Source organism: Enterococcus sp. DIV1094, assembly GCF_017316305.2.
Lineage (GTDB): Bacteria > Bacillota > Bacilli > Lactobacillales > Enterococcaceae > Enterococcus_B > Enterococcus_B mangumiae.
The window spans coordinates 1,401,894-1,427,563 of sequence record NZ_CP147250.1 but is presented as its reverse complement, the minus strand read 5'-3'; the positions used below and the strand labels follow the sequence as shown (position 1 = coordinate 1,427,563).

The window sequence follows — 25,670 nt, the reverse complement described above, 5'->3', positions numbered from 1 at the left end:
CAGTCTGTTTTTCGTTATTTTACTCTCTTTCAAGAATTGCATAAAATGCATAATTATTCTTTTTTCCGAAACATTCTAGTTTTCTCTTTTCATGAAAAAAATTAAATAAACAGAATATTTCTTTGTTTATCAACTTTTTTCTGTAAAAACGTAGTTTCTCATTGACAAAGACGCTACTCTGTCGTAGACTATTTTTTGTATAAATAACTGAATACGAGATGCCTCAATCAATGAGGTAGAGGTCGCGAGAATCATTAAACCTGTGGAGTGAAGCAAACATGTGGAAGCAGGGCTAGGGAGGATCGCCGAAATGTGCTTTTTTTTGCTTAAAAAGTATGTTGGGACGTAAGTTAACAGCTTACGGACTGTCTTAGCAGTGATGCTAAGTTGCGCTATGTTTTGTGAGAGGTTTATCACTCTGTGAAATTTAGCGGCCCTTTTGTACCTACAAAGCGGTCGTTTTTTATTTCTCCTTGATAAGCAACTGCAATGCATGTATTCGACCACTCGTGTCAAGGCACTTTGGTTATCAGCCAAAGAAGCTGAGCGAACGTTGGTCTTATCAGCATATGTCTGAAGGACGACGTGCGTGAACAAACAAAAAGGAGAAGACAGATGAAAAAAAATTCAGTTACACTCACTCTAATCTTTACGTTTATTCTATCGATCTTTAGCTTGACCACTATGGTCAATGCAGATGATAAAACACCGAGCGATCAATTCCGTGTTGGAATGGAAGCCGGTTATGCACCTTTTAACTGGTCACAACAAACAGATGCAAATGATGCCTATCCAATTCAAGGACAAAACAGTTTTGCCGGCGGATACGATGTACAGATCGCCAAAAAAGTAGCCGAAGGGTTAGGCAAAGAACTAGTCATTGTCCAAACGAAATGGGACGGTTTACCACCTGCCCTTCAATCTGGAAAGATCGACGCAATCATTGCCGGAATGAGTCCAACGGCAGAACGCCAAAAAGAAATCGACTTTACTGACCCTTATTATGAATCAGAACTTGTGATCGTCGTCCAAAAAGACGGGAAATTTGCGAATGCAACCAGCTTAGAAGATCTTTCTGGAGCAAAAATCACCGCACAATTGAACACTTTCCACTACAACGTGATCGACCAAATCCCAGGAGTGGATAAACAACAAGCAATGGATAACTTTTCAGCAATGCGGACAGCACTTGCTTCTGGAATGATCGACGGTTATGTCAGTGAACGTCCTGAAGGCGTGACTGCAACAAGCGTCAACCCCGATTTAAAAATGCTCGAACTTGACGAAGCAAATGGCTTCCAAACAAATCCTGAAGACGTTCAAATAGCTGTAGGCATGCGTAAAGGTGATCCTGATCTCCAAAAAGTCAATCAAATCTTAAGTGGTATCTCGCATGATGATCGCATCGCCATCATGGACCAAGCAATCGAAGACCAACCTGCTTCAACGGATGGCGATGCAGAAGAAACCGGCTTGTTCCATGACTTTAAAACGATTTGGGACCAATATGGCAATATGTTCTTACGTGGAGCTGGCTTAACGCTCTTTATCGCGTTGATCGGTACAGTTGTAGGAACAACATTAGGTTTATTGATTGGTGTCTTTCGTTCGATTCCTGAAGCTGACAATAAAGTGACACGCTTCTTCCAAAAAGTAGCTAACTTCTTATTATCTGTTTATATCGAAGTCTTTCGTGGCACACCGATGATGGTTCAAGCGATGGTCATCTTCTATGGATTGGCTTTAGCCTTTGGTATTTCTCTTGATCGTACGATTGCTGCTTTGTTCATCGTTTCGATCAATACAGGTGCGTACATGACTGAAATCGTACGTGGTGGGATTTTTGCAGTAGATGGCGGTCAATTTGAAGCAGCTCAAGCTATCGGTATGACCCATAGTCAAACGATGCGTAAAGTAGTGATTCCGCAAGTGTTGAGAAATATTTTACCGGCTACCGGTAATGAGTTTGTTATCAATATCAAAGACACCGCAGTATTAAGTGTTATCGGTGTAGCAGATCTATTCTTCCAAGGAAACTCTGCATCTGGTGCCAACTTCCAATTCTTCCAAACATTTACGATCGTCGGGATCATCTACTTGATCATGACTTTCACGATCACAAGAATCCTACGTGTGATCGAGAAGAAAATCGATGGACCTACTGCGTATACGAAAATTGAAGAAGTCAACAATGCGAACCTACAGGAATAAGGAGGCAGTCCTATGAGTGAGAATATCATTGAAATCAATCATTTAAGTAAAAAATTCGGCGAAAATGAAGTGCTGAAAGATATTAGCATGACCGTCAACAAAGGGGAAGTCGTAACGATCATTGGTTCCTCTGGTTCAGGTAAATCAACGTTCTTACGTTGCATCAATTTACTAGAAAAACCATCTGGTGGCGCGATCATCTATAACAACGAAAACGTCTTAGAACCTAAATACAATTTACCAAAATATCGAACGAACGTCGGTATGGTTTTCCAATCCTTCAATCTTTTCAACAATATGAATGTCCTGGAAAATTGTATGTCTGGACAAACAACTGTCTTAAAAAGAGAGAAAGAACATGCGCGTAAAGTGGCCATCGAAAACTTAGAAAAAGTCGGTATGAAACAATATATCGAGGCTCGACCTTCTCAACTATCCGGAGGTCAAAAACAACGGGTGGCGATCGCTCGTGCATTATCTATGGACCCTGACGTGATGCTCTTCGATGAGCCTACCTCTGCACTTGACCCTGAAATGGTCGGTGAAGTATTGAATACGATCAAGGATCTAGCTCATACAGGATTGACAATGATCATCGTGACCCATGAAATGGAATTTGCAAAAGAGGTTTCTGACCGAGTGATTTTCATGGATAAAGGTGTTATTGCAGAAGAAGGAAGTCCTGAAGATATCTTCGTTCATCCAAAAGAAACACGTACGAAAGAATTCTTGTCACGTATTTTGAATAACTAATCAAGCTTCAAATCACCCTTAGTATTCAACTAGCCGCAACTTTCTTGAGCAAGGTCTACCTACTCAAAAAGTTGCGGTTTTTCTTTATACGCGTTGTTTTTGTTTACTCTCAATCCATGGGTTGAACTCCGTCACCAACTCGCGTAACATGTGGGTGTGAGAAAAACATTGATCTCAAAGTATCGATGCGTTGGCAACAACTTTTATTTTGAGCGGACGAAAACGCGCCATCTCTTTCTCTCACAAGATTAGGAGTCGTTTCGTTAGTGTCTAGTAATATTCTAGAGAATTCGATAATTTTCAGAAAATTGTTGCAATTCATCACATAATTTGTTACTTTTAACAAAATACAAAAAGTAAAGGAGTTTTCTATGTCAAAAAAATTATCATTCAAAGAAAATCTATTCATCGGTTCCATGCTATTTGGACTATTTTTTGGTGCCGGTAATCTTATATTCCCTGTCCATATGGGACAAGAAGCTGGCGCTGATATCTTCTGGGCAAATCTCGGTTTTTTAGCTACAGGGATCGGGTTACCATTTTTAGGCGTCATTGCGATCGGCGTTTCAAAGACCTCTGGTGTCTATGAATTGGCGCAACGTGTCAATAAAACCTATGCACTTATTTTTACTGTCTTACTTTATTTAGTTATTGGGCCATTTTTCGCCTTGCCACGTTTAGCGACTACTTCTTTTGAAATTGGCTTAGCCCCTTTTATTCCAGCAGAAAATCAAACATTGTTTTTAGCTATTTTTAGTTTCTTATTCTTTTTGGCTGCTTGGTGGTTCTCTAAACGTCCAACAAAGATTTTAGATTACGTTGGTAAGTTTTTGAATCCTGCATTCTTGATCTTGCTAGGTATCCTGCTATTACTTGCTTTTATCAATCCACTTGGCTCAGTTGCAGAAGCGCCTGTACAACCTCATTATCAAAGCCAAGCATTCTTTACTGGTTTTACGCAAGGATATAACACGTTAGATGCGTTAGCTGCATTGGCCTTTGGTATCATCATCGTTACGACGATTCGTGGCATGGGTGTCACAAAGCCTTCTGATATCGCAAGAGATACGATCAAATCAGGCGCAATCAGTATTGTTTTGATGGGAATCATTTATACATTGCTTTCTTATGTCGGAACGATGAGCCTCGGAACATTTCCGATGAGTGCTAATGGTGGTATTGCACTTGCACAAATCGCTGATCACTATTTAGGTACTTACGGTAGTATTTTATTAGCGTTTATTGTGATTCTTGCTTGTTTGAAAACAGGCATTGGCTTGATCACTGCATTCTCAGAAACATTTACTGAGTTATTCCCTAAACGTAGCTATTTGTTTTTTGTTACCGGAACAAGTTTACTGGCATGTTTAGTTGCCAATGTAGGGTTGACGAATATCATCCAATTCTCTTTACCTGTCTTGATGTTTATTTATCCATTGGCAATGACCTTGATTTTACTTGTATTGATCGGTCCATTGTTTAAACAACGCACTTCTGTTTATCGGATGACGACTTATTTCACATTGCTTGCTTCCATCGTAGACGGCTTGAACGCTTGCCCTGATTCAATCAAACAAACAAGTATCGTAAAAGGTATCTTATCATTTGCTGATTCCTACCTGCCATTTTTCTCATTAGGAATGGGCTGGATCACACCAGCATTGATCGGGTTTGTCATCGGGTTACTTTGGAGTTTTTTCAAAAATGAAAAGAATTCTGACTTGATCGTAAATTAACATAAAAAAGTGAAGTTTAACTTTTTGTATAAAAAAATTAACAACTTTGGTAAACTTTCGTCACAAAATATTCACAACTCACCTTTAATATATAAGTATACCAACAAACAACCCTAACAACACTTTTTCATTTTTAACTCCTTTCCTGCTAGCTCCCCGGCTAGCAGGTCCTTTTTTTATTCAGACAAAAAAGAACCAATCAACGCATATTTCTTGCTGATTGATTCATTTTCACTCCCCACAATTCGAGCAGTCTTTTTATTCTAGTAGTTCTCCATTTGATGTTGTTACTCGTTTATACCAATCAAAGCTTGCCTTTTTATATCGCTGACCTGTTCCATTTCCCCAGTCGTCAAGATCAACATAGACAAACCCATATCTCTTACTCATTTCAGACGAAGAACAACTGATCAAGTCAATGGGTCCCCATGGATAGTAACCAATAAGCTCTACTCCGTCATATATTGCTTCTTTCATCTGTTCGATATGCTTTCTCAAAAATTCGATACGATAGGTATCATTGATCGTATTGTCTTCATTTAATGTCTCATAAAAACCCATACCGTTTTCTGTAATCATAAGCGGTAATTGGTAGCGATCATAGTACTCATTCAAAGCAATTCGTAACCCAATCGGATCAATCGCCCAACCCCAGTCGTTTGCCTCCAAATATGGATTTGGTGTAGCAGGTTCTTCCTGATCCGTATGCTCATGATGAATCACACGTGTGTAGTAATAGGAGAAGGAAACAAAATCAACAGTATGACTAAAATCAGCCTCATCCGTCGCTCCAAATTGGATATCGATCTCATTTTCTTCGAAGAAACGGTAAGCATATTTAGGGTACACACCACGAACAAGCACATCTGAGTAAAAATATTCCATTTGATTCATCTTCAATGCACTTAAAACATCTAATGGATGACATGTCGCTGGATATACATTTCCATAATAAGACATCATGCCGATTTGGAACGCTGGATTGATCGCTTTTCCCTCTTTGATCGCTCGGGCACACGCCACCAACTCGTTATGGACTCCTTGATATTTTGCTTGTTTCAAGTTTTCTACACAATCTGCTGGAATTCCTAAGTGATTGAATGATTCATGTGTAATAAGATTCATTTGATTGACTAATATCCAATAAGTGACTTTCCCTTGATATCTCTCAAATACCACTCGTGCGAATCGAACAAAGAAATCGATCAATTTTCTGTTAGACCAGCCATTATACTCTGTAGTTAAATGAAGCGGCATTTCATAATGAGAGAGCGTAATCAAAGGTTCCATTCCATTCTCAATAATACAATCAATCAACTCATCGTAAAAACGCAATCCTTCCTCATTCGGTTCCTCTTCGTCCCCTTTAGGGAAAATCCGAGCCCAGCTGATGGACGTTCGAAATGAGTTCATTCCTGTTTCTGCTAACAATGCTAGATCTTCACGAAATGTATGATAAAAGTCAATTCCTGTACGTTTAGGATAGCGACCTTCTGTATCATTCAATGCAAATGTAATATCTTCAGTCGTTATTTCTTTGTTGCTTTTCTTTTTAATATCAATATCATCTCTAAAGCGATTGATATCTGCGACACTCCAACCTTTGTTGCCTTCTAAATAAGCACCTTCAAGTTGATTGGCTGCCACAGCACCGCCCCAAAAAAAATTATCAGGAAATCTCTTAGTATTTTTTTTCATATCGTTTCCTCTCACTTTTATCTATTTTATGATTTTTTTATACTTCTTCTTGCCCTTCTTCAATCAATAGCTTTCGTTCATATGCTTTAAAGAACGGATAGTAGATCCCTAGATAAATGATAAAATTGACCAAAACTAACATGGCTCCGCGAATACTTGCTGTTGCAATAACTGCTGAAAATATGCTGGGAACTGTCCACACAGCAGCTAATGGATAGGCCATACCTGGGACTATATTAAAAATAAAAGCAAAGTATGTCACAAAGGTAGTGATAATCGGTGCTAACGCAAAAGGAATCGCTAAAGCAGGATTAAGCACGATCGGTAAGCCAAATAATAGTGGTTCATTGATATTGAAGAACCCTGGAATAAAACTTAACCGCCCTAATTTCTTTAAAAATTTAGACTTAGAAAGACACATCAATAGACAAAGCGCCAGCGTTCCTCCGCCCCCGCCGATCCAGATAAATGTAAAAATAAATGGTTGCACACCAATATGCGGAATTGCTTCGCTTGCTTGAGCCGCCGCCATATTTGCTTCGGAATTGACTAACCAAATCGGCAACATGATCGTCGCTAAAATTTGCGGATGAATCCCAAACAGCCACATCACACATGTTAAAGTGACATAAATCAATGGAGCAGCTAAAGAATTTGATGAAACACTTAACAACGGTGTAATCGCATCAGCAACTAAAGTGTTGATATCAAAACCAAGTAAATGAACAATGATCCAGACGATCGTCATAGAAAAAAATACAGGAATAATCACTTCGAAACTACTGCTGACATTCGTAGGTACTTGTTCAGGTAGTTTGAAACCAATATTATGTTTTTTACAGATCTTCATACATTCAACTGCTAAGATTGCTGTCAAGATACTAGAAAACATGCCTTCTCCGCCAAGATATCGCGTAGAAATAAAGCTTCCTTCTTCTAAAAAAGTAAAACTCAACGTTGTAAAAAAAGTGAACAATGCAGAAATCCCACCAGCCAAGCTGTCCATCTGGTAACTTTGTGCTAAGCGAGCCCCAATACCGAAAGTTGCATAAATCGATAGTAATCCCATACTCATATGAAATGGCAGATACAATTTAGCAACTAAATCAGGTTGATTCCCCATAAAATCAACATAAGCTTGCGGCCATGGGATAGAAGGAATCAATAAAAAAATCGATCCGATCACAGTAATTGGGATCGTTGCGATAAGGCCATCGCGTACTGCACTTAAATGACGTTGATTTGAAAGTTTCATCATAGGGGGCATAACTTTTGTTTCAATAAATCCCATCAACTTATCCATAACTCATTCCTCCAAAATTTTCTAAGATATATCTTGATTTAAATGTAAACGGTTTCTATCTATTAAACAATAAAAGCCATTTTCCAAAAATGGAAAATGACTTTTATTATTACTTCTTTTTCAGGCTCATGATCAAAAAAATCATCCATAGATGCAGCACTTTTTGCGAATAATAGTTAGAAGCCAACATAGGGGAAATCTCTTTAAAAAGAACGACCTCCTCAAATAAATTATTTTGATCAGCTCTTTCACTGAAGGTCAGTAATATTTTTTTGCAAGTAGTATCTTGGAGCAAGTAGCTTTTTTTCTCTACCCATTCCCTCGTAAGGTTGATAATGAAACATACATCCGTTTCTAGTAGTACTTGTTTGATCAACTGATCCTCTGCGTTTCGATTCACTTCAAAAACAAGATAACCCATTTGACTAAGTAATTCCCTCAATAAATTAACTACTGTAAAAGAATAACTGTTTCCTAAAATGGCGACTCTTTTTTTTAGTTTGATCTCTTCCGCAATTCGCATACATTGCTCACTATCAAATTGTTCGAAGATATTTTTTTGGACAGTATACTCATGTTGCAAAAAACGATCCACCATTTCCGAAAGTTCACTTTTAGTATCGATTCCACATAAAATCCCTTCGTGTATCTTACTGGATAAATCATACTCTTGGATAAAGTAATTATCTAAATCACAACGCATTTCCTTAAAGCTAGTGTATCCGAGTTTCTTACAAAACTTAGTGATACTAGCTGGTGTTGTCTGCGCCGCATAAGCAATTTCTTCAATATATATATTAGGAAATTCATCAATTCGCTCGATGAGTACCTTAGTGATCAAGAAATTCAAATCATACTTTTTACATTTAAAGAGATGTTCGTTTAATCGAATATATACCTGACTTATTGTTTTCACTTTCATCCACCCTAACAAAAAAACGTTTTCATTCATTTGCTCCAAACTTTCAAGCGATTATTGCTCTTTCATATAATATATAAAAAAATCAATCTAAGTATAACCTAGATTGATTCTTGTATCATGATTCAATTGTTCAGTAGTTAATTACAAATCTGACAAAAGATTTTATTTAGATAATCGCTCTTGATCTCCCGTCGGTGAAAGACTGGTGATTTTTTCGATTTGTTCAATTGGTACGATTCGAATTTGTTGTTCTTTGTTTTGCAAACGAATCATCACTCGATCATTTTCAACAGTTTTTGTTGCTACCCAACCAGAAAATGTTTCATACTTATTGCTTAAAGGATTTACGCGTACTTGTAAGATCACTAAACTATTCTGAGCTGCAGCTTTCTGAAGTTCGAGAATGAACTCACCTTGTAACCGTACATTCTCAGCTTTTTCTTCTGTGTCATTCACAAATGAATCAAAAAGTTGAAACGAAGTATTAGTCACTAACTTTGTCAGTTTCTTCATTGGTGATACTGTTTCTTCATCCATTGAATGTACTCCTCTCCTAGCTAAGAATATGTTACTTAATTACTCCTATTTTATCTAATTTTTCTTAAAAAAACAAGAATATAGTTTATTTTATTCCAACTTTTAGTTAAAACAACCAAAGAACACAAGTGTTATTTTATATCGTTTTCTAACCATAATTCCAGCCATTTTTCCAAGCCTTCCTTGATCAATCGATAGGTTTCTTCAAAGTTATTTGTGTAATATGGATCAGGGACATTTTGTGCTTCTTTGCCCATGACCGGACTCAAAAATAGTTGGATTTTGTCTTGTGCCTCAATAGGCGCTAATTGCTTTAGATCAGCGACATTTGATTGATCCATGCCAATGATCCAATCAAAATTCTGGAAGTCTTCTCGACGTACTTGGCGGGCAATCATCTGACGCGTATCCACGTGCTCTTTTGCCAATATAGCTTGGGTACCAGGATGAGGAGCACTACCTACCTCATAGGTACTCGTTGCAGCAGAATCAATGACGAAGGAATCCGCCAAATCTTTTTCTGCCACTTTCTTTTTTAATAACCCTTCTGCCATGGGTGAACGACAAATATTTCCCAAACAAACAAATAATACTTTCGTCATAGCAATCTCTCCTTTTTATTCCTACTTGATGGAATCGATGAAAAGGTCATTCGTCTCTTGTTTCCATTTCTTCTTCCAGTGCATACAACCGATACGAATACAATTCGGTATCTTTGGCTAAACGAAAGAATTGCATCGCTACTTCTAAAGGTGTTTCTGTATAGCCTTGTGTGATCCAGTTGACTAGGACACCACTACAGCCATACGAGAAGAAGCGGGCATAAAATAGTTTATCTTTCGAAGTGAGTTGCTTTTCTTCATCCATCTGCTCAAATATTTTGATAAATGAGGGCTGGATCAACGCAGAAAATTGCTTTTGTAGAATCTCCTGTTCAGAACTAACGGTACTTGAATAGAAAGGTTTATTTTCAGCAATGGCCTTTAACATCAACAATGCTTGTTCTTCCCAATTGTCGAGAGAAAGTGATTCTGTTTTTAGGTAATGCAGCGAATCTTCATAGTAGACCCAACGCAATAAATCATACTTATCAGTGAAATGATAATAAAAGGTTTGTCGATTGATGCCTACTTCTTGTGCGATCTGTTGCACACTGATTTTACGAAAAGGTTGTGTTTCGCACAGCGACATCAAGACTTTTTTGATCATTTGTTTTGTATGTGACGCATCTCCCACATCGATCCCTCCCATCTCTTCAATCAATTTTCTAGTATTTTCTCTTTATTATAGAAAAAAAGGTTACACTTGGTAGTCATATCCAAAGTGTTCGTAAGCATAAGCGGTAGCGATCCGGCCACGAGGGGTACGTTTCAAAAAGCCCTTTTGGATCAAGAAAGGTTCATACATGTCTTCGACCGTTTCACGTTCTTCTCCGATATTAACAGATAATGTACTCAATCCTACTGGTCCGCCGCCATATAGCTCGATCATCGTACGCAACAATTTTTGATCGACATAATCCAATCCCGCTTGATCGACCTGTAAAAGTGTCAATGCACGGTCAGCAATCAATTGGTCGATCTTTCCGTCTCCTTGTACTTGAGCAAAATCACGTACTCGTTTTAGTAGTCGGTTAGCAATTCGTGGTGTCCCACGAGAACGGCGCGCGATTTCTAATGCACCTTCTGTAATGATCTCTGTTTGAAAAATATCAGCAGATCGTAAAACAATTTCTCTTAGGTCTTCTTCTTCATAGTATTCCATATGCGAAATGATCCCGAAACGGTCACGTAAAGGGGCAGAGAGCATCCCTGCGCGAGTCGTTGCACCAATCAAAGTGAACGGTGGTAACGGGAAATGAACGGGGTGAGCGGTCGGCCCTTGCCCTACCATGATATCTACATAGAAATCTTCCATTGCTGAATAAAGCATTTCTTCTGCCACACGAGGTAAGCGATGGATCTCATCGATAAACAAGACATCCCCTGCTTCTAGCTCATTTAAAATCGCCACTAGATCTCCTGGTCGTTCGATTGCTGGACCACTCGTCGTACGGATATTTACTTGCATCTCGTTGGCAATGACCATAGCCATCGTTGTTTTCCCTAATCCTGGAGGACCATATAACAAAACATGATCTAACGGCTCTTCTCGATTACGAGCAGCTTCAATATAGATACTTAATTCTTGTTTTACTTTATGTTGACCGATGTATTGGGCAAGTAATTGAGGGCGTAAAGATTTTTCTAAACTTAATTCATTCTCACCGGGTTCTGGTGAGAGAAGATGTTCATCTGTCATCAAGCGTCCTCCTTACTTTTTCATCATCAATTTCAATGCTTGTCTTAAATATTCATCCGTTGTTTGATTATCGATTTCTTTGAGTTGTTTTTCCACACGTTTGATTTCACGGTCACTGTAGCCAAGAGCCGATAAAGCTTCCATTGCCTCTGATAAGGCACTTGCATCTTGCTCAGTTACTTCGTCAAATAAAGTAAATGGTGTGTCGATACTCAATTCGCCGAACTTACCTTTTAAATCCAAGATCATTTGTTGGGCGGTTTTTTTACCTACACCAGGGAACTTCGTCAAATAAGTCACATCGCCGGTCTCCACTGCTTGGATCAAGCCAGAATGGTCTTCGCTCGCCATGATTGCTAATGCACTTTTAGGACCGATGCCTGATACACTGACTAATCGTAAAAACAATTGTTTTTCTTCAAGTGAATCAAAGCCGTACAGCAAATGTGCATCTTCACGAATGACTTGATGAACATAGATCTTTACTTCTTTATCTAACTTACTGCTATACCGATAAGGGTTGCCTAACGCAATCTGATAGCCTATTCCTTGCGTTTCTATCACGATATAATACGGACTGATAAAAGTCACGATGCCTCTTAGATATTCATACATTGAAATTTCCGTTGCCAAAAATCTATAAATATCTATAACCAACTATAATAGTTGTCAGATTGATGTTTGTTTCCTGTTTCTACGTGCCCGATTTTGCCCATTGCTCGCTACTCTCGTTTGTTCTAACACTCCACAGGCGTCAATTCGGATACAACGAATCCTACATATCTACGTTTTTCGTTTCAGTAGAAGCTCATCGATCAAGCAATATAACTAGCTAAATTTAAACTTGCAAGATAATCTCTATCCGCTGTATAACCGCATTCTTCACAATGATAGGTGCGGTCAGACAATTTCAAATCTACTTTCTTATGCCCACATTCATGGCATAGTTTGGAGCTTGGATAGAATCGATCCGCCTCTACTAATTCAATGCCGTAATCTTCACATTTATACTGTAGTTGGCGTTTGAACTCATAGAACTTTTGTTGTGCGACTGATTTCGCTAGATGCTTATTCTTCATCATTCCTCTTACATTCAATGTCTCGACAACGATTTTCGATGGCTTGGTTTTCACGATCTCTGTCGTTGTTTGATGGATGTAGTTCTGACGAATATTCGCTAGTCTTCGATGTATATACCGGATTTCCTTTTCTAATTTATAGATGTTACACGTTTTGACAAATCGGTTTCCCTCCTTATTCATTTCATATTTTCGAGAAACTGTACGCTGTAACCGACGTAGTCGTTTCTCAATCTTTTTCACTTTTTTTGTTTTATTAATATTTTTGTAGACTCTTCCATTAGAAACAGTCGCTAAGTCTTTGATACCAAGGTCAATCCCCAGTGTCTCACCTGTTAAGTGCTGTAATGGTTGCTCTTTATCCATTCCAACTGAAAGATACCAATACTTTCCATCAAAACTAACTCGTGGATTAAAATACTTTGTATTCCTTGGGATTTGTTCGTTGGTTTTTACCCAACCGATTTTTTCAAGTAAAACTGATTTTGTTTTCACTTTCAGCTTGATGTTGTCATTATAAAAAGCTGGTTTCGTCTTCTTTCTTAACTTGAACCGTGGCTTTTCAACCTTTAAACGACTTTTTCCTATCCTACCACCAAACCATTTTTTATAGGCATCGCAAGCATCTTTTACTGCCTGTTTCGCAATGTTATTGGAAACATCGTTCAGCCAAGCATACTTAAGACGCTTTTTGATTTTAGTAATATGCTTTCGTAAATGATTGTTGACGATAAATTTTCCGCCAAATCGATGATTCATTTCTTGCATCTTTAGTGTCCAGTTAAATATCCAGCGAGCTGTCCCGCTTGATTGCCACAGTTTTTTTTCTTGCTCTTTAGTTGGTCGTAGTCTGACTTTTTTGGCTCGTATCATCTTTCATCAATTCCTTAATCATTTTCTTCGCTTTATTTGCTCGATTTCCCTGCCATATTTATTGCAAAGGTTATCAATAAGCTCATACTCGAAACGAATGAACCGGTCTTTGTATAGAATGACTACCTTTTCTATTTCTCCGTTGGTCATTCAATCGATCAACTGATTTAACCCTTCGGATATCCTCGCGCAATCATGTAAGTTTTTACATTCTCAATCTGACGTTCTAAGTCATCTTTTTGTTTGAACTTCCTCTACAATAGCCAATAATTTTTCGCTTAGGTTTCTTTCAGCAATTCCTAAAAATTGATTTCGTTGTTCTTCAGAATAATAACGAGTACCACCTTGCGAAATATGAGCAGGTGTCAATTCACCTTATTTATCCCAGTTTCTTAAGGTTTGTGATGTTACGACTCTCTGTTTTTCAAATTATCCTATTGAGTACATAGCCATCGTTTTTTACCCCAATATGAGCATCCTACATATCGATAATAAAGACTACAGATTTATAGATCATTATAGATACTAATTAACTGTTGTTACCCTCTTTCTTTCGCACACATACGTTCCCATATTTCTATCCATTGTAGCATACTTTGCGATTTAAAAAAAGTATTCCCGAAAACAGAACTACGAGTTTAGATCTTTGATAAAGACCCAAACTCGTAGTGTATTCCATCTGTTTATTAACGATTGATAGAAGCATGTCCAATCATTTCTTCATGTTGTACTTTGCCTGATTTACTTAATGAAAAATCAGCCACTTTATCCATGTTTGTTAGCACAACTAAGACATCTGTTTGTTTACCAGCTTGTTCAACAGCAGCAAGATCCATCTCTGCTAATTGCGTGGTTGGTGAAACTAGATCTCCTTCTTTCACCAAAACATTGAACGGTAACCCTTTCAACTCAACGGTATCAAGCCCCATATGAACAAGAACTTCTACACCCGTTTCACTCAAAATGCCGATTGCATGTTTTGTTTCAAACACACTAGTTACTTTACCATTGACTGGCGCATAGATTTTTTGATCGTCAGGAACGATCGCATAGCCTTCCCCCATCATTTTTTGTGAAAAAACTGGATCATTCACATCTGTAATTGCTTTGATTTGTCCGTCTGCAACGGCGAATAGCTCTTCATTTGCAGTAGCAACAGCAGCTGTTCCTGCTGGTTCGAAGTTTTGTGTAGGAATCGATACACCTTCCGCAGTTTGTAAGACACTTGCTTCTTCTGGATTGACTGGATCTAATTTATTCAAGATCCCTTTACGTCTAAAGACTACTGTTAAACCAAATGGCACGATGATTGCGATGATCATTGCAATCGTGAATGGCAACCAAGTTTGTGCTTGGATCGCTAAGATTCCTGGCAAGCCACCAACACCAATAGCATTTGCTCGTACATCCATCAAGTTTGCAAACATCCCTGCAACACCAGAACCGATCATTGCAGCTACAAATGGATAAACATATTTCAAGTTGATCCCAAACATTGCTGGTTCCGTTACCCCTAGATAACAAGAAATCATCGCTGGAATAGAAACTTGTTCTTCTTTCTTATTGCCACGGTGCAAGAAGATGATTGCTAGTACAGCAGATCCTTGTGCAATATTTGATAAAGCGATCATTGGCCATAAATTAGTTGAACCAAAGTCAGCAATCAGCTGCATATCGATCGCATTTGTCATATGGTGTAAACCTGTGATAACTAATGGCGCATATAAGAAACCAAATAATGCACTGAACAACCAGCTGATCGATGAAGTCAATCCAGTATTTACGATAGATGAAATCCAGTTACCGATTGCCCAACCGACTGGACCTAAAACCACATTAGCAGCGATAACTGTTGGTAACAGTGAGAATAGCGGCACGAAAATCATTGAGATCGATTGCGGAATATACTTGCGGAAGAAAATCTCTAAATAGGCAAGCAAGAATCCGGCAAGCATCGCTGGAATGACTTGCGCTTGATAACCAATCATTTGTACTTGTGCAAAGCCAAAGTCCCAAAACGGAATATCTGCAGCGGCAGTTGATGCGACACTATAGGCATTTAATAATTGCGGTGAAACCAAAGTAATCCCTAAAACAATTCCTAAAATCTGTGTCGTTCCCATTTTCTTTGCAATACTCCAAGTGATCCCTACAGGTAGGAAATGGAAAATCGCTTCTCCTGGTAACCATAAGAATGAATTGACACCATTCCAAAACGTAGAACTTTCTGCAATCGTTCCACCTAAACTCTCAAATTGGATACCTTCCAGCACATTACGAAATCCTAAAATCAAACCCCCAACAATGATTGCTGGAATCAATGGTGTGAAGATTTCAGCTAGAACTGCAATTGCTCGTTGCAACGGATTAAGATTCTGTTTTGCCGCCGCTTTACTTTGTTCTTTTGAAACGCCTTCAACTCCTGATACCGCAACAAAGTCATTATAAAATGTTGATACATCATTCCCGATGATCACTTGGAATTGACCGGCATTGGTGAACATTCCTTTTACACTGTCAATCTCTTCGATCTCAGCTTCATTTGCTTTTGCAGGGTCATTTAAAACAAAGCGCATACGTGTCGCACAATGGCTAACTGCAGCGATATTTTCTTTCCCGCCGACTCCTTTTAACAGCTTCTCGGCATCTGCTTGATATTTCCCCATAACATAAACCCCTTTCATTTGACTTGTTTATACAAGTTGCTTTGTACTCACACTATAATGTTTTTCTTAACAAATTGCAAGCGTTTTATGTTAAAAAAGAAAATAATTTGAAATCGCTCTTATCCTTGCCATAGAAACATCGATCTTCTGTCTAAGTCCAGTTTGAAATCTACATATAGCTGTAGTATAGTGAATAAGCGAAGAATGAATGATTGACCAAAGGAGAGGAACGATGAACAAATTCAATGAAATTTTTTTAGACTTAGAAAAGAAAATCTTAGACAAAGAGTATCCTCCTCATACTTTATTACCCAGCGAAAATCAATTGATCAAAATCTATGGTGTTTCACGGGAAACAATTCGTAAAGCACTTAATCTATTGACGACAGAAGGATATATCCAAAAGAAACAAGGAAAAGGATCGATTGTTTTAGACCGAAACCGTTTTGATTTTCCGATTGCTGGACTAACAAGCTATAAGGAACTTCAAGAAAATCAACATATTCCGAGTGAAACGATCGTACAAACACTGGAAGAAACAGTGATCGACAAAGAATTACACAAAGTAACTGGCTGGCCAGTCGATACACCTGTCTGGCATTTAGTCCGTCAAAGAAAAATCAATGGCGAAGTCGTGATTTTAGACCGAGACTATTTATTAAAAGAAACCGTTCCTACTTTGACTAAGGAACAAGCAGCCAATTCGATTTATGAATACTTTGAAAATGAGCTAGATCTCTCCATTGCCTATGCTCAAAAAGAAATCACCGTCGAACCAGTTGATGCCAGTATCTCGGAGTCTATGGATCTCCACGACGATCCTTACGTCGTGATCGTTCGCGGCCTTGTTTATTTAGAAAATACTGAATGCTTCGAATACACTGAATCGATCCACCGTCTCGACAAATTCCGTTTCGTGGAATTTGCACGGAGAAGAAGGTTGTGAGAAAAGTGTTCTGACCTGAGCAGTAAGATAGGAAATTGAAAAATAGCTTCTCATATTTTACAATTTCTTAGCTTAGTGTTGAAGGTCAGCTTTTCGAACACCGTTTATCAGGTTGTGAGAAAGCCGGGTAGCTCCAAGTAATAAGCCAGAAAAAATGAGCGTGCCTTCTACTGTTCGTTAAATTTCCGCTAAATCACTAAGCTATCCTCCCTACTTAAAGCAGATTGTTTGCTTCTATTTCAGATGGCAGTATGATTAGGAGACAAAGGGGGCATTAGCAATGAGTAAACCAACCGACACAAACAAAGAGGATTTAAAAGAAACATTATCTCCGATTTCTTATGCAGTGACACAAGAAAATGCGACAGAACGTCCATTTACCGGAGAATACGACGACTTTTATGAAAAAGGGATCTATGTCGATATCGTTAGCGGCGAACCACTTTTTAGTTCTGCGGAAAAGTATGATGCAGGCTGTGGCTGGCCGGCATTTAGCCAACCAATCAGCAGAAAAGACATCAAAGAAAAAGCGGACTTTTCTCATGGGATGCACCGTGTCGAAGTAAGAAGTAATGAAGCCGACTCTCATCTGGGACATGTGTTTAATGACGGTCCCGCAGATAAAGGCGGCTTACGCTATTGTATCAACTCGGCGGCTTTGAAGTTTATCCCTTATGAAGAAATGGATGCTGCAGGTTACAGCGAATATAAATCAATTGTCGAATAAATTGGATGTAACTGAAGTACACTATTAAAAAATAATCAGCCCGCACCTCCCGAAATTGTTCTAATTTGGAGGTGCAGGCTTTTTTTGAAGAAAAGACTTCTGGAATACCGACTATTCAGTTTCAGAAACCACGATATATCTACTATTACCGTCGCTTTTTTTATACTTAATATTCATGCCCACGGAGATTTCCTACTTCCTCAAAACCAGCGGCATTCCCTTTTTGTTGAAAGACTTCCTGCTTGTTTTTACGGAAAATCAAGGTCATCTCTGTACTCGCTTTTTCACGGATGATCCGACTCATCTGACCTTGTTGTGGTGCCATCAGCGGATGTCCCTCTTTTGCTAAGACTTGGATTTCTAGTTCAAGATTTTTTTGCTTTATTCGAATGATCAGATGATTCTCTTCACGAAAAATAGCCGAAATCTTAGCTCCATCATATGTGGACAAACGATATTCTTCCCCACCGATTTGTAAAACCGAAATGATGCCTAAAAAACCAAAACCTAAAAATGGAATCTCAGCCGCGGAGAAGAAAAAACGAGCATCCGAGGCAACAAACTGATTGCATTGAACCCATAGGTAGGTAGCAGGAAAGGAACTTCCCCAGTCCTTTTCCAAATAGCCGACACCATCTGTAAAATCAATCGTTTCTCCATTCCAGCGCAACTCTCCTTTTAACGAATGTTTCATGCTTAAAATGCCATGATAACATTCCATAAAAGATAAATACGAGAAAGGACCCATGATGCTTGGCGCGTAGCGACTTCTTTTCAATGGAATAAATTCCCCATAAGAAATCGTTCCTTCTATCGTCAATGACGGGCTCCGTAAAGCCAGTGTGATCCCTTCCTCGCTAAATGTATTCTCACCGATTTTGACAAATAAACGATCTTCGCTTGCCATAAATGCTTCACTGTCAAAATGAAATACTTCCGAAGATTCGTGATTGATCACTTGGATAAACGGGCACTTTTCTCCTTGTTCTCCGATCGAGTAGCCCGGAATAAATGCATAAACTTCATTACCTATTTGATGCTTGAAATACCAACCTTCAAAAAACGGCGCTTTTTTCGTTTCGCCATGATAAAACTTATCCGTTGTAATCACCTTGTCCACTCCCCTCAGATAAATTAAGTTTACCATGTTTTTTTATAGCTTCTAGTTGATACGCTTGAACCGAGGGAGTGGCATAAAATCATTCAATTTATCAGTATACGAAAAAACACACGACCCGCTTGGTGACAGACGGATCGTGTGTTTTTCTCATTTTATTCATCAAGACAAAATATCTGTCCATTTCTTCAATGCTTGATTGACTGCGCCGATCGGAAAGCCAACGATACTGTAATAATCGCCAGAAATCGACTCTACAAAAGCCCCTGCGTAACTTTGAATGCCATACGCTCCCGCTTTATCGCGATGATCGCCAGTTGCTAAATACCGTTCGATCTCTTCTTCGGTCAACTCATAAAAAGTAACTGCCGCATGGGAAAGAATGTGTTCTTCTTGAGTTCCGTCACTTAGTACAACGGCTGTGTAGACATCATGGGTGTCTCCACTAAATTTGCGTAACATCCGTTTTGCGTCTTCGTCATTCTCTGGCTTTCCAAGAATTTCGTCTCCTAAAACCACGGTGGTGTCACTGGCAATAACTAACGCTTCTTCGTTTTCCTCTTGAACAGCCGCCGCTTTTTCTGCCGCCATCCGTTGGACATAAGCAATCGGGTCTTCTTGTAGCTTAGGTGTCTCGTCGATGTCTGCTGGTTGGATCGTAAATTCGGACACTAATCGACCGAGTAATTCTTTTCTTCTAGGCGATTGCGATGCCAATATTATTTTCATCAAAAAACTTCCTTTCGAGCCTCATCGATCAATGCGGGTCTTGGATTCGTTTGAACATTCGTTCCATATCTGAATTCGTAAAGTGGATCAATACCGGACGACCGTGCGGGCAATTGAACGGATTCTCACATTTTGCCAAGTCTTTTAATAATACTCTTGCTTGTGCTTCATTTAAATAGTGATTCGCTTTGATCGATCGTTTACAGCTCATCATGATCGCCGTTGCTTCTCTGAATTTCTTCACACTCACTTCACCAGTCGTCAATAACATATCGATCATCCCTTGAATAATCGCTTCTTCTTCTCCACTTGGGTACCATGTCGGGTGCGCTCGGACGATAAAACTATTCTGGCCAAATTCTTCCAGATAGATTCCTGCCTCTTCCAATAGTTCCTTTTTCTCTTTTAACTTGATGGCATCACTATTGGGATAATCTAAAACAAAAGGAACGAGTAATTCTTGTAAATCATCTGAAACATCACCGATTTTTTCACGGAAATATTCATATTTGATCCGCTCTTGCGCAGCATGTTGATCAATGATGTATAATCCTTCATTGCTTTGCGCAAAAAGATAGGTTCCGTGCATCTGTCCAAAGTATTCAAGCTGCGGAAACCGTTGTGTGGGTACTTCCTGCTCGATCTTATCAATGGCTTTTTCTAAACTACGACTATCTTGAGTCAGATCAAATTCGGGATGCAGTTTGAGTTCTTCTTGCCCACGATCAAGTTCTGCTTCACTTTCTTCCACTGGATCGTGTGGTTCTTCATAGTTATCAACAGTGGATAAATCAATTGCTTGAAAGTTATCCACTGTTTTTTCTACAAAGTTATCAACACTTTCACCAGAGTTATCCACCGTTTTCTCCTCTTTTTCTGGATAATTCAGTGTATCTTCAGAAAAAACAGGGAGGTTTTCAACATTTTCCACAGACTTATCAACAGGTTGTATCGTTTTTTGTGGATTTTCTTCAACGTAAAACGTGCCCGTTTGTCGGTCAAAATTTAAACTTTGTGGTTTCTTTGTTGGTTCCTCGAACGCATAAGAAAGATCGATTTCGATTTGTTCCGTTTTCGGCTGATCTGCGATTTTTTTCTTAAAGCGAAGATTATCTGCTGCACTAGGAATCAGATTTTCTTGACTTAGCGCTTGTTGGATCGCTTGTGTGATCAGTTCGGTCAGTTCTTTTTCCTTCGATAAGCGGACTTCTTGCTTCGTTGGATGGACATTCACATCGACAAGTAACGGGTCCATTTTGACTTCTAACACAGCGATAGGAAAACGCCCCACCATTAGTTTCGATCCATAACCGGCCACGATAGCTTTATTCAATGAAAAGTTCTTGATAAAACGACCATTGATGATCGTCGATAGGTAATTCCGACTCGCTCGAGTGACTTCTGGTAAAGAAACGTACCCTGAAACTTCAAAATCAAGATCTTTTGCTTCGACTTTTAACATTTTTTTCGCTGTCGAAAGTCCATAGATTCCTGCAATCGTTTGTTTCAAGTCTCCATTACCAGCTGTGGCGAGCATCTTATTGCCGTCATGAACTAAGCGAAAGGCGATGTTAGGATGACTCAACGCCAGTCGATTGACGATATCCCCTATATTGGCTAATTCTGTTTGCAACGTCTTGACGTATTTTAACCGTGCTGGTGTGTTGAAAAACAAGTTGCTCACTGTGATCTTGGTGCCTTGTCTTAATGGTGCAGGGCGATGCGTCAATACTTCCCCACCTTTTAATTCAAGATAGGTCCCTTGTGTTTCTTCTTGGTTTGCTGTCTCGATCGTCAGCTCCGAGACAGACGCAATACTAGGAAGAGCTTCCCCGCGAAACCCTAATGTCCGAATGCGAAACAAATCATCACGGTTATGGATTTTACTCGTCGCATGTCGTTTAAACGCATTTTCAACATCGTCTGCTAAGATACCTTCCCCGTTATCGATGATTTGGATTTTTTTCAAACCGGCTTCTTCTACCAGAATATCGATTTGAGAGCTATGGGCATCAATGGCATTCTCAACAAGTTCTTTCACAACAGAAGCTGGTCGTTCAACCACTTCTCCTGCTGCGATTTGATTGGCTAAGCGTTCGGATAATTCCTGGATTTTCGCCATTGATCAGCACCTTCTTCCTATAATTGTTTTTGTAATTCGTACAATTTATTCAACGCATCCATTGGGGTCATTTCTAAGAGATTCAATTGTTTCAACGAAGAAATGACCTGAGTTTCAGCTTCCGTCACTTCGCCAAATAAGGACAATTGTTGACTCTCTTCGTTGACATAATGCGTTTCTTGATCTGTTGGTGTCATTGAATAGTCACGTTTTTTCGTGACAGATGCTTCAAGAGCAGAGACATGATGTGTCGTTTCCCCTGACTCTAAAAAGGCTAAGATCGCAGATGCACGTGTCAATAATTCATCTGGCAGTCCCGCAATCTTAGCTACATGGATCCCGTAACTTTTGTCTGCTGGACCGTCCATCATCTTGTGTAAAAACACGACGTCGCCATCTTTTTCGACTGCCCCGACGTGGACATTTTTCAATTGTGGTAATTCTGTATCAAGCACCGTCAGCTCGTGGTAGTGCGTAGAAAATAATGTTTTGGCTTTGACGTGTTGATGGATATACTCGATGATCGCCTGTGCTAATGCCATCCCATCATAGGTTGCTGTTCCTCGACCAAGTTCATCAAATAATATCAAACTATTTGGTGTCGCATGACGCAAGGCTTGGTTGGCTTCCATCATTTCTACCATAAAGGTACTTTGTCCCGCAATCAAATCATCACTCGCACCGATCCGAGTGAAGATCCGATCAAAAATCGGCAACACTGCTTTTTGTGCAGGAACGAAACAACCCATCTGTGCCATCAAGACCGTCAATGCTAATTGACGCATATACGTACTTTTACCAGACATATTTGGCCCAGTGATCAGCAAGATCATCTCTTCTTCTGACATGATCACACTATTGGGAATGTATTCTTGATGCCCCAACACTTTTTCTACCACCGGATGACGTCCTTCTTCGATCACTAGCGTCTTTTGGTTCGTCAATTCTGGACGGACATACTGATAGCGTTCACTGATCGTCGCAAAGCTTTGCAAGACGTCCACAGTACTCAATGATTTTGCTAAGGTTTGCAATGGCTGGATTGCTTTTTTCACTTCTTCTCGAACGGCTAAAAAGAGTTGATACTCCAAATCGACTGATTTTTCTTCAGCTTCTAAGATTTGTGTCTCTAATTCTTTTAATTCAGGTGTGATAAAACGTTCCGCGTTTGCTAACGTTTGTTTTCGTTCATATTTTTCCAGTTCAGCATTCATCAGGTTGGCTTTCGTAATTTCAATGTAGTAGCCAAACACTCGGTTAAAGCCAACTTTTAAATTTTTGATCCCTGTACTTTGACGCTCTCTAGCTTCCAATTCTGCTAACCATTGTTTGCCATTTCTCATCGCAGAACGATAGGTGTCTAACTGTTCATTAAATCCGTCTTTGATGACATTTCCTTCGGTGATCTGTAAAGGCGGCTCATCTTGGATCGCTTGTTCGATCAGTTCAACCAATGTATCCATCGGTTGCATATCTTGCAACAACTCTGTCCATTGCCCTTTATCGATACCTGCGATCAATTCACGGATCATCGGCACTTGCTGAAGCGATGTTTTTAATTGGATCAAATCTCGACCATTGACATTGCCAAAAGCGACTCGCCCAGCTAAACGTTCCAGATCATAGACTTTCGTCAACGCACTCTGCAAATCAAGCCGTTCAAAATAACTATCGATCAGCGATGCCACCATTTCTTGGCGAGCAGTGATTTGATGGGATTGGATCAACGGGCGATCGAGCCATTGTTTTAATAAACGTCCACCCATCGCTGTTTTTGTTTCATCTAATAGCCATAGTAGCGTGCCATGTTTTTTTCCTGTACGGATCGACTGACTTAATTCTAAATTGAATTTAGAATAATAATCCATTTTCAAAAAATGATCCGGTTGATATTCGACCGCTTTTTGGATATGTGCCAAACTTCTTTTTTGCGTGACTGCTAAATAAGTCAGTAATTTCCCAGTCGCTTCTTTTTCTAATTCATCCGTCAACTCACTCGTTAGAAAACTGAATTCCGCATTTTCTTCTACACTTTCTTGTTTTGAGAAGACTAAACCAAGTCTAGTGCTTAGTTGTTCATATAATGTTTCGCTGATCTCTGTTCCTAGAATCAGTTCTTTTGTTTGTAAAGCAGAAGTTTCATTCAAAACAGCTTCTTCATCGACCAAACGAGCCGTTTTTAGCTCGCCTGTACTCAAATCTGCGTAGGCAAAACCAAAAGCAGAACCCTGATTGACCACTGCCGTCAGGAAATTGTTGTCTTTGGCTGATAGTCCTTTACTATCCATCACTGTTCCAGGAGTCACTAATTGCACGACTTCGCGTTTGACCATTCCTTTGGTCGTTTTAGGATCTTCGACTTGTTCACAAATCGCCACTTTGTATCCTTTTTCGATCAAGCTATCGATATATCCTTGCGCCGAATGATGTGGGACACCACACATTGGGATAGGATCATCTGCATTACGATTGCGGCTTGTTAAAGTCAGTTCTAAGATTTGCGCTGCTTTGACAGCATCTTCGTAAAATAATTCATAAAAATCTCCGAGACGATAGAACAAAAAAGCATCTTGGTATTGTGCCTTGATGCTTAGATATTGTTCCATCATCGGAGTGTTCTTAGTTTTTTGAGGCATTTTGCTCCTCCTCTATATACTCATTGATTTCATTTTGGATCATTTGAGTCAAATGGTGCAACAACTCATTTGCTTCCATCAATTGACGGCGATAAGCAATCACTAAAGGATATTCATCGATTGCTTGCGTCAAGACCTCGATTCGTTTGATGGCTTCTTTTTCTGCTTCTTTTTGTCCGTAATGCGCATATTGTACGGCATCTTTTTGTGCTTGCTTCAATGCTTCTGTTTGTTCATTCAAGTAATGACTATGTTTGACTTTATGTTCCAATTCTTGATAGCGTTTGATCGTTTCATTCTTTTTTAAAAGAGTCGCCAACTGATCGACTTCTAATTGGATCGTCATTTCATCCTGCACAGATTTTCTCACTTTCTACTCTCTATAAGGGCGGTCTTCATTGATTTGGATCAATTCGATTGCTTTCGCTTGCCCCGTCTGGTCGTCAATATCTAAGATACAGCCACTTAAGATTCCTCGACCTTGTTCTACTACTTCAAAACGTTTTGGTAACGCCGTTAAGAATTTTTCAATGACCGGTTCACGGCGCATCCCTAAAATCCCATCATATGGTCCTGTCATACCAACATCCGTCAAATAAGCCGTTCCTTGTGGCAAGATACGCGCATCATTCGTTTGAACATGGGTATGTGTACCGACCACCGCAGACACTTTCCCGTCTAAAAACCAACCCATCGCTTGTTTTTCACTCGTTGTTTCTCCGTGAAAATCAACAAAGATGATCGGTGTTCTTTTACGAGCTTCTTCGACTAACTCAGCCATTTTACGAAATGGATCATCTAAATCAACCATAAATGAACGAGCTTGCATATTGATGACTGCTAGCTCCAATTGATTGACTTTGACAAAGACAATCCCTTGTCCAGGCGTTCCTTCTGGAAAATTTGCTGGACGAACCATTTTTTTCGCATCATCGATAAATTCAAAAATATCCCGATTGTCCCATGTATGATTTCCCATCGTTACGACATCTACGCCATCTTGCAGAAACTTCTTATAGATTTTCTCTGTGATCCCACGACCAGATGCCGCATTCTCACCATTAACGATCGTCATTTGTGGACGATATTTTTTCTTCAAACGAGGGAGATATTCTGTGATCATTTCTCTACCCATCGCACCTACTACATCACCAATAAACAATACCCGCACACGATTTCCTCTTCTCTTCTAACGTATCTTATATTATAAGTGTTTTAGTAAAGAAAGGAAAGAGGTTGTAATAGAAGCTGTTTTCTAGAATATCAAGAAAGGTAATTTGGAACTAGCTAGCAACAGCTTTTCCTCTCCTTATC

General features: G+C 39.3%; 21 protein-coding genes, 1 pseudogene and 1 riboswitch. Of the genes and pseudogenes, 5 read left to right on the top strand and 17 right to left on the bottom strand.

What is annotated here, in order from left to right:
• Positions 1–228 precede the first annotated feature (228 nt).
• A riboswitch (Lysine riboswitch) is annotated at positions 229–403 on the top strand.
• Between the two features lie 212 nt (positions 404–615).
• The 3 genes from DOK79_RS06945 to brnQ all read left to right on the top strand — a co-directional run bounded on the left by DOK79_RS06945 (position 616) and on the right by brnQ (position 4,700).
• Positions 616–2,211 (top strand): ABC transporter permease subunit, encoded by a 1,596-nt coding sequence (locus DOK79_RS06945; protein ID WP_206854442.1) that lies wholly within the window; start codon positions 616–618, stop codon positions 2,209–2,211.
• Positions 2,212–2,223: 12 nt separating this feature from the next.
• Positions 2,224–2,964 carry an amino acid ABC transporter ATP-binding protein gene (locus DOK79_RS06940; RefSeq protein WP_206854444.1) on the top strand — a complete coding sequence of 247 codons (741 nt, stop codon included), beginning with the start codon at positions 2,224–2,226 and terminating at the stop codon, positions 2,962–2,964.
• A 371-nt stretch (positions 2,965–3,335) separates the two neighbouring features.
• Positions 3,336–4,700 carry a branched-chain amino acid transport system II carrier protein gene (brnQ, locus tag DOK79_RS06935; RefSeq protein WP_206854446.1) on the top strand — a complete coding sequence of 455 codons (1,365 nt, stop codon included), beginning with the start codon at positions 3,336–3,338 and terminating at the stop codon, positions 4,698–4,700.
• 258 nt (positions 4,701–4,958) lie between these two features.
• Here brnQ and DOK79_RS06930 read toward each other — a convergent pair whose 3' ends face one another.
• From DOK79_RS06930 to treP, 11 genes and pseudogenes are all read right to left on the bottom strand, one after another.
• On the bottom strand, positions 4,959–6,398 hold the full coding sequence (locus DOK79_RS06930) for a glycoside hydrolase family 1 protein (RefSeq protein WP_206854448.1): 1,440 nt from the start codon (positions 6,396–6,398) through the stop codon (positions 4,959–4,961).
• 37 nt (positions 6,399–6,435) lie between these two features.
• Complete coding sequence (locus DOK79_RS06925; protein ID WP_206854450.1) at positions 6,436–7,701, bottom strand: PTS sugar transporter subunit IIC; 1,266 nt, start codon at positions 7,699–7,701, stop codon at positions 6,436–6,438.
• A gap of 109 nt (positions 7,702–7,810) precedes the next feature.
• The gene (locus DOK79_RS06920) at positions 7,811–8,623 is read right to left on the bottom strand and encodes a MurR/RpiR family transcriptional regulator (protein WP_242543225.1); all 813 of its coding nucleotides are present in this window, start codon (positions 8,621–8,623) and stop codon (positions 7,811–7,813) included.
• Between the two features lie 162 nt (positions 8,624–8,785).
• Positions 8,786–9,160 carry a hypothetical protein gene (locus DOK79_RS06915; RefSeq protein WP_206854454.1) on the bottom strand — a complete coding sequence of 125 codons (375 nt, stop codon included), beginning with the start codon at positions 9,158–9,160 and terminating at the stop codon, positions 8,786–8,788.
• Between the two features lie 131 nt (positions 9,161–9,291).
• Positions 9,292–9,762 (bottom strand): low molecular weight protein-tyrosine-phosphatase, encoded by a 471-nt coding sequence (locus DOK79_RS06910; RefSeq protein ID WP_206854457.1) that lies wholly within the window; start codon positions 9,760–9,762, stop codon positions 9,292–9,294.
• Between the two features lie 46 nt (positions 9,763–9,808).
• On the bottom strand, positions 9,809–10,411 hold the full coding sequence (locus DOK79_RS06905; RefSeq protein ID WP_242543230.1) for a TetR/AcrR family transcriptional regulator: 603 nt from the start codon (positions 10,409–10,411) through the stop codon (positions 9,809–9,811).
• A 48-nt stretch (positions 10,412–10,459) separates the two neighbouring features.
• Positions 10,460–11,461 carry a Holliday junction branch migration DNA helicase RuvB gene (gene ruvB, locus DOK79_RS06900; protein WP_104871807.1) on the bottom strand — a complete coding sequence of 334 codons (1,002 nt, stop codon included), beginning with the start codon at positions 11,459–11,461 and terminating at the stop codon, positions 10,460–10,462.
• Positions 11,462–11,473: 12 nt separating this feature from the next.
• Entirely contained in the window at positions 11,474–12,076 is a 603-nt protein-coding gene (gene ruvA, locus DOK79_RS06895; protein ID WP_206854462.1) for a Holliday junction branch migration protein RuvA, read from the bottom strand.
• 200 nt (positions 12,077–12,276) lie between these two features.
• A complete protein-coding gene (locus DOK79_RS06890) occupies positions 12,277–13,413 on the bottom strand; it encodes an RNA-guided endonuclease InsQ/TnpB family protein (RefSeq protein WP_206854464.1) in 1,137 nt (378 codons plus the stop codon).
• A pseudogene (locus DOK79_RS06885) lies at positions 13,376–13,866 on the bottom strand (MerR family transcriptional regulator). Before DOK79_RS06885 ends, DOK79_RS06890 begins: the two are co-directional and overlap by 38 nt.
• Before the next feature lie 233 nt (positions 13,867–14,099).
• A complete protein-coding gene (gene treP / locus DOK79_RS06880; protein WP_206854466.1) occupies positions 14,100–16,079 on the bottom strand; it encodes a PTS system trehalose-specific EIIBC component in 1,980 nt (659 codons plus the stop codon).
• 232 nt (positions 16,080–16,311) lie between these two features.
• On the opposite strand from treP, the gene treR reads away from it, so the two are divergent.
• Positions 16,312–17,025: a trehalose operon repressor gene (gene treR / locus DOK79_RS06875; protein WP_206854469.1), complete on the top strand. Its 714-nt coding sequence runs from the start codon at positions 16,312–16,314 to the stop codon at positions 17,023–17,025.
• A 280-nt stretch (positions 17,026–17,305) separates the two neighbouring features.
• Positions 17,306–17,752 carry a peptide-methionine (R)-S-oxide reductase MsrB gene (gene msrB / locus DOK79_RS06870; protein ID WP_206854472.1) on the top strand — a complete coding sequence of 149 codons (447 nt, stop codon included), beginning with the start codon at positions 17,306–17,308 and terminating at the stop codon, positions 17,750–17,752.
• A gap of 166 nt (positions 17,753–17,918) precedes the next feature.
• On the opposite strand, the gene DOK79_RS06865 is transcribed toward msrB, so the two are convergent.
• From DOK79_RS06865 to DOK79_RS06840, 6 genes are all read right to left on the bottom strand, one after another.
• Complete coding sequence (locus tag DOK79_RS06865) at positions 17,919–18,863, bottom strand: tocopherol cyclase family protein (RefSeq protein WP_206854475.1); 945 nt, start codon at positions 18,861–18,863, stop codon at positions 17,919–17,921.
• A 168-nt stretch (positions 18,864–19,031) separates the two neighbouring features.
• Positions 19,032–19,598, bottom strand: coding sequence for a Maf family protein (locus tag DOK79_RS06860; protein ID WP_206854478.1), 567 nt, complete (start codon positions 19,596–19,598; stop codon positions 19,032–19,034).
• 28 nt (positions 19,599–19,626) lie between these two features.
• Positions 19,627–21,720 carry a DNA mismatch repair endonuclease MutL gene (gene mutL, locus DOK79_RS06855; protein WP_206854482.1) on the bottom strand — a complete coding sequence of 698 codons (2,094 nt, stop codon included), beginning with the start codon at positions 21,718–21,720 and terminating at the stop codon, positions 19,627–19,629.
• 17 nt (positions 21,721–21,737) lie between these two features.
• Positions 21,738–24,326, bottom strand: coding sequence for a DNA mismatch repair protein MutS (gene mutS / locus DOK79_RS06850; RefSeq protein ID WP_422392099.1), 2,589 nt, complete (start codon positions 24,324–24,326; stop codon positions 21,738–21,740).
• A gap of 13 nt (positions 24,327–24,339) precedes the next feature.
• Positions 24,340–24,714, bottom strand: coding sequence for a YlbF family regulator (locus DOK79_RS06845; RefSeq protein ID WP_206854776.1), 375 nt, complete (start codon positions 24,712–24,714; stop codon positions 24,340–24,342).
• Positions 24,715–24,729: 15 nt separating this feature from the next.
• On the bottom strand, positions 24,730–25,527 hold the full coding sequence (locus DOK79_RS06840) for a TIGR00282 family metallophosphoesterase (RefSeq protein WP_206854486.1): 798 nt from the start codon (positions 25,525–25,527) through the stop codon (positions 24,730–24,732).
• Positions 25,528–25,670: the final 143 nt, after the last annotated feature.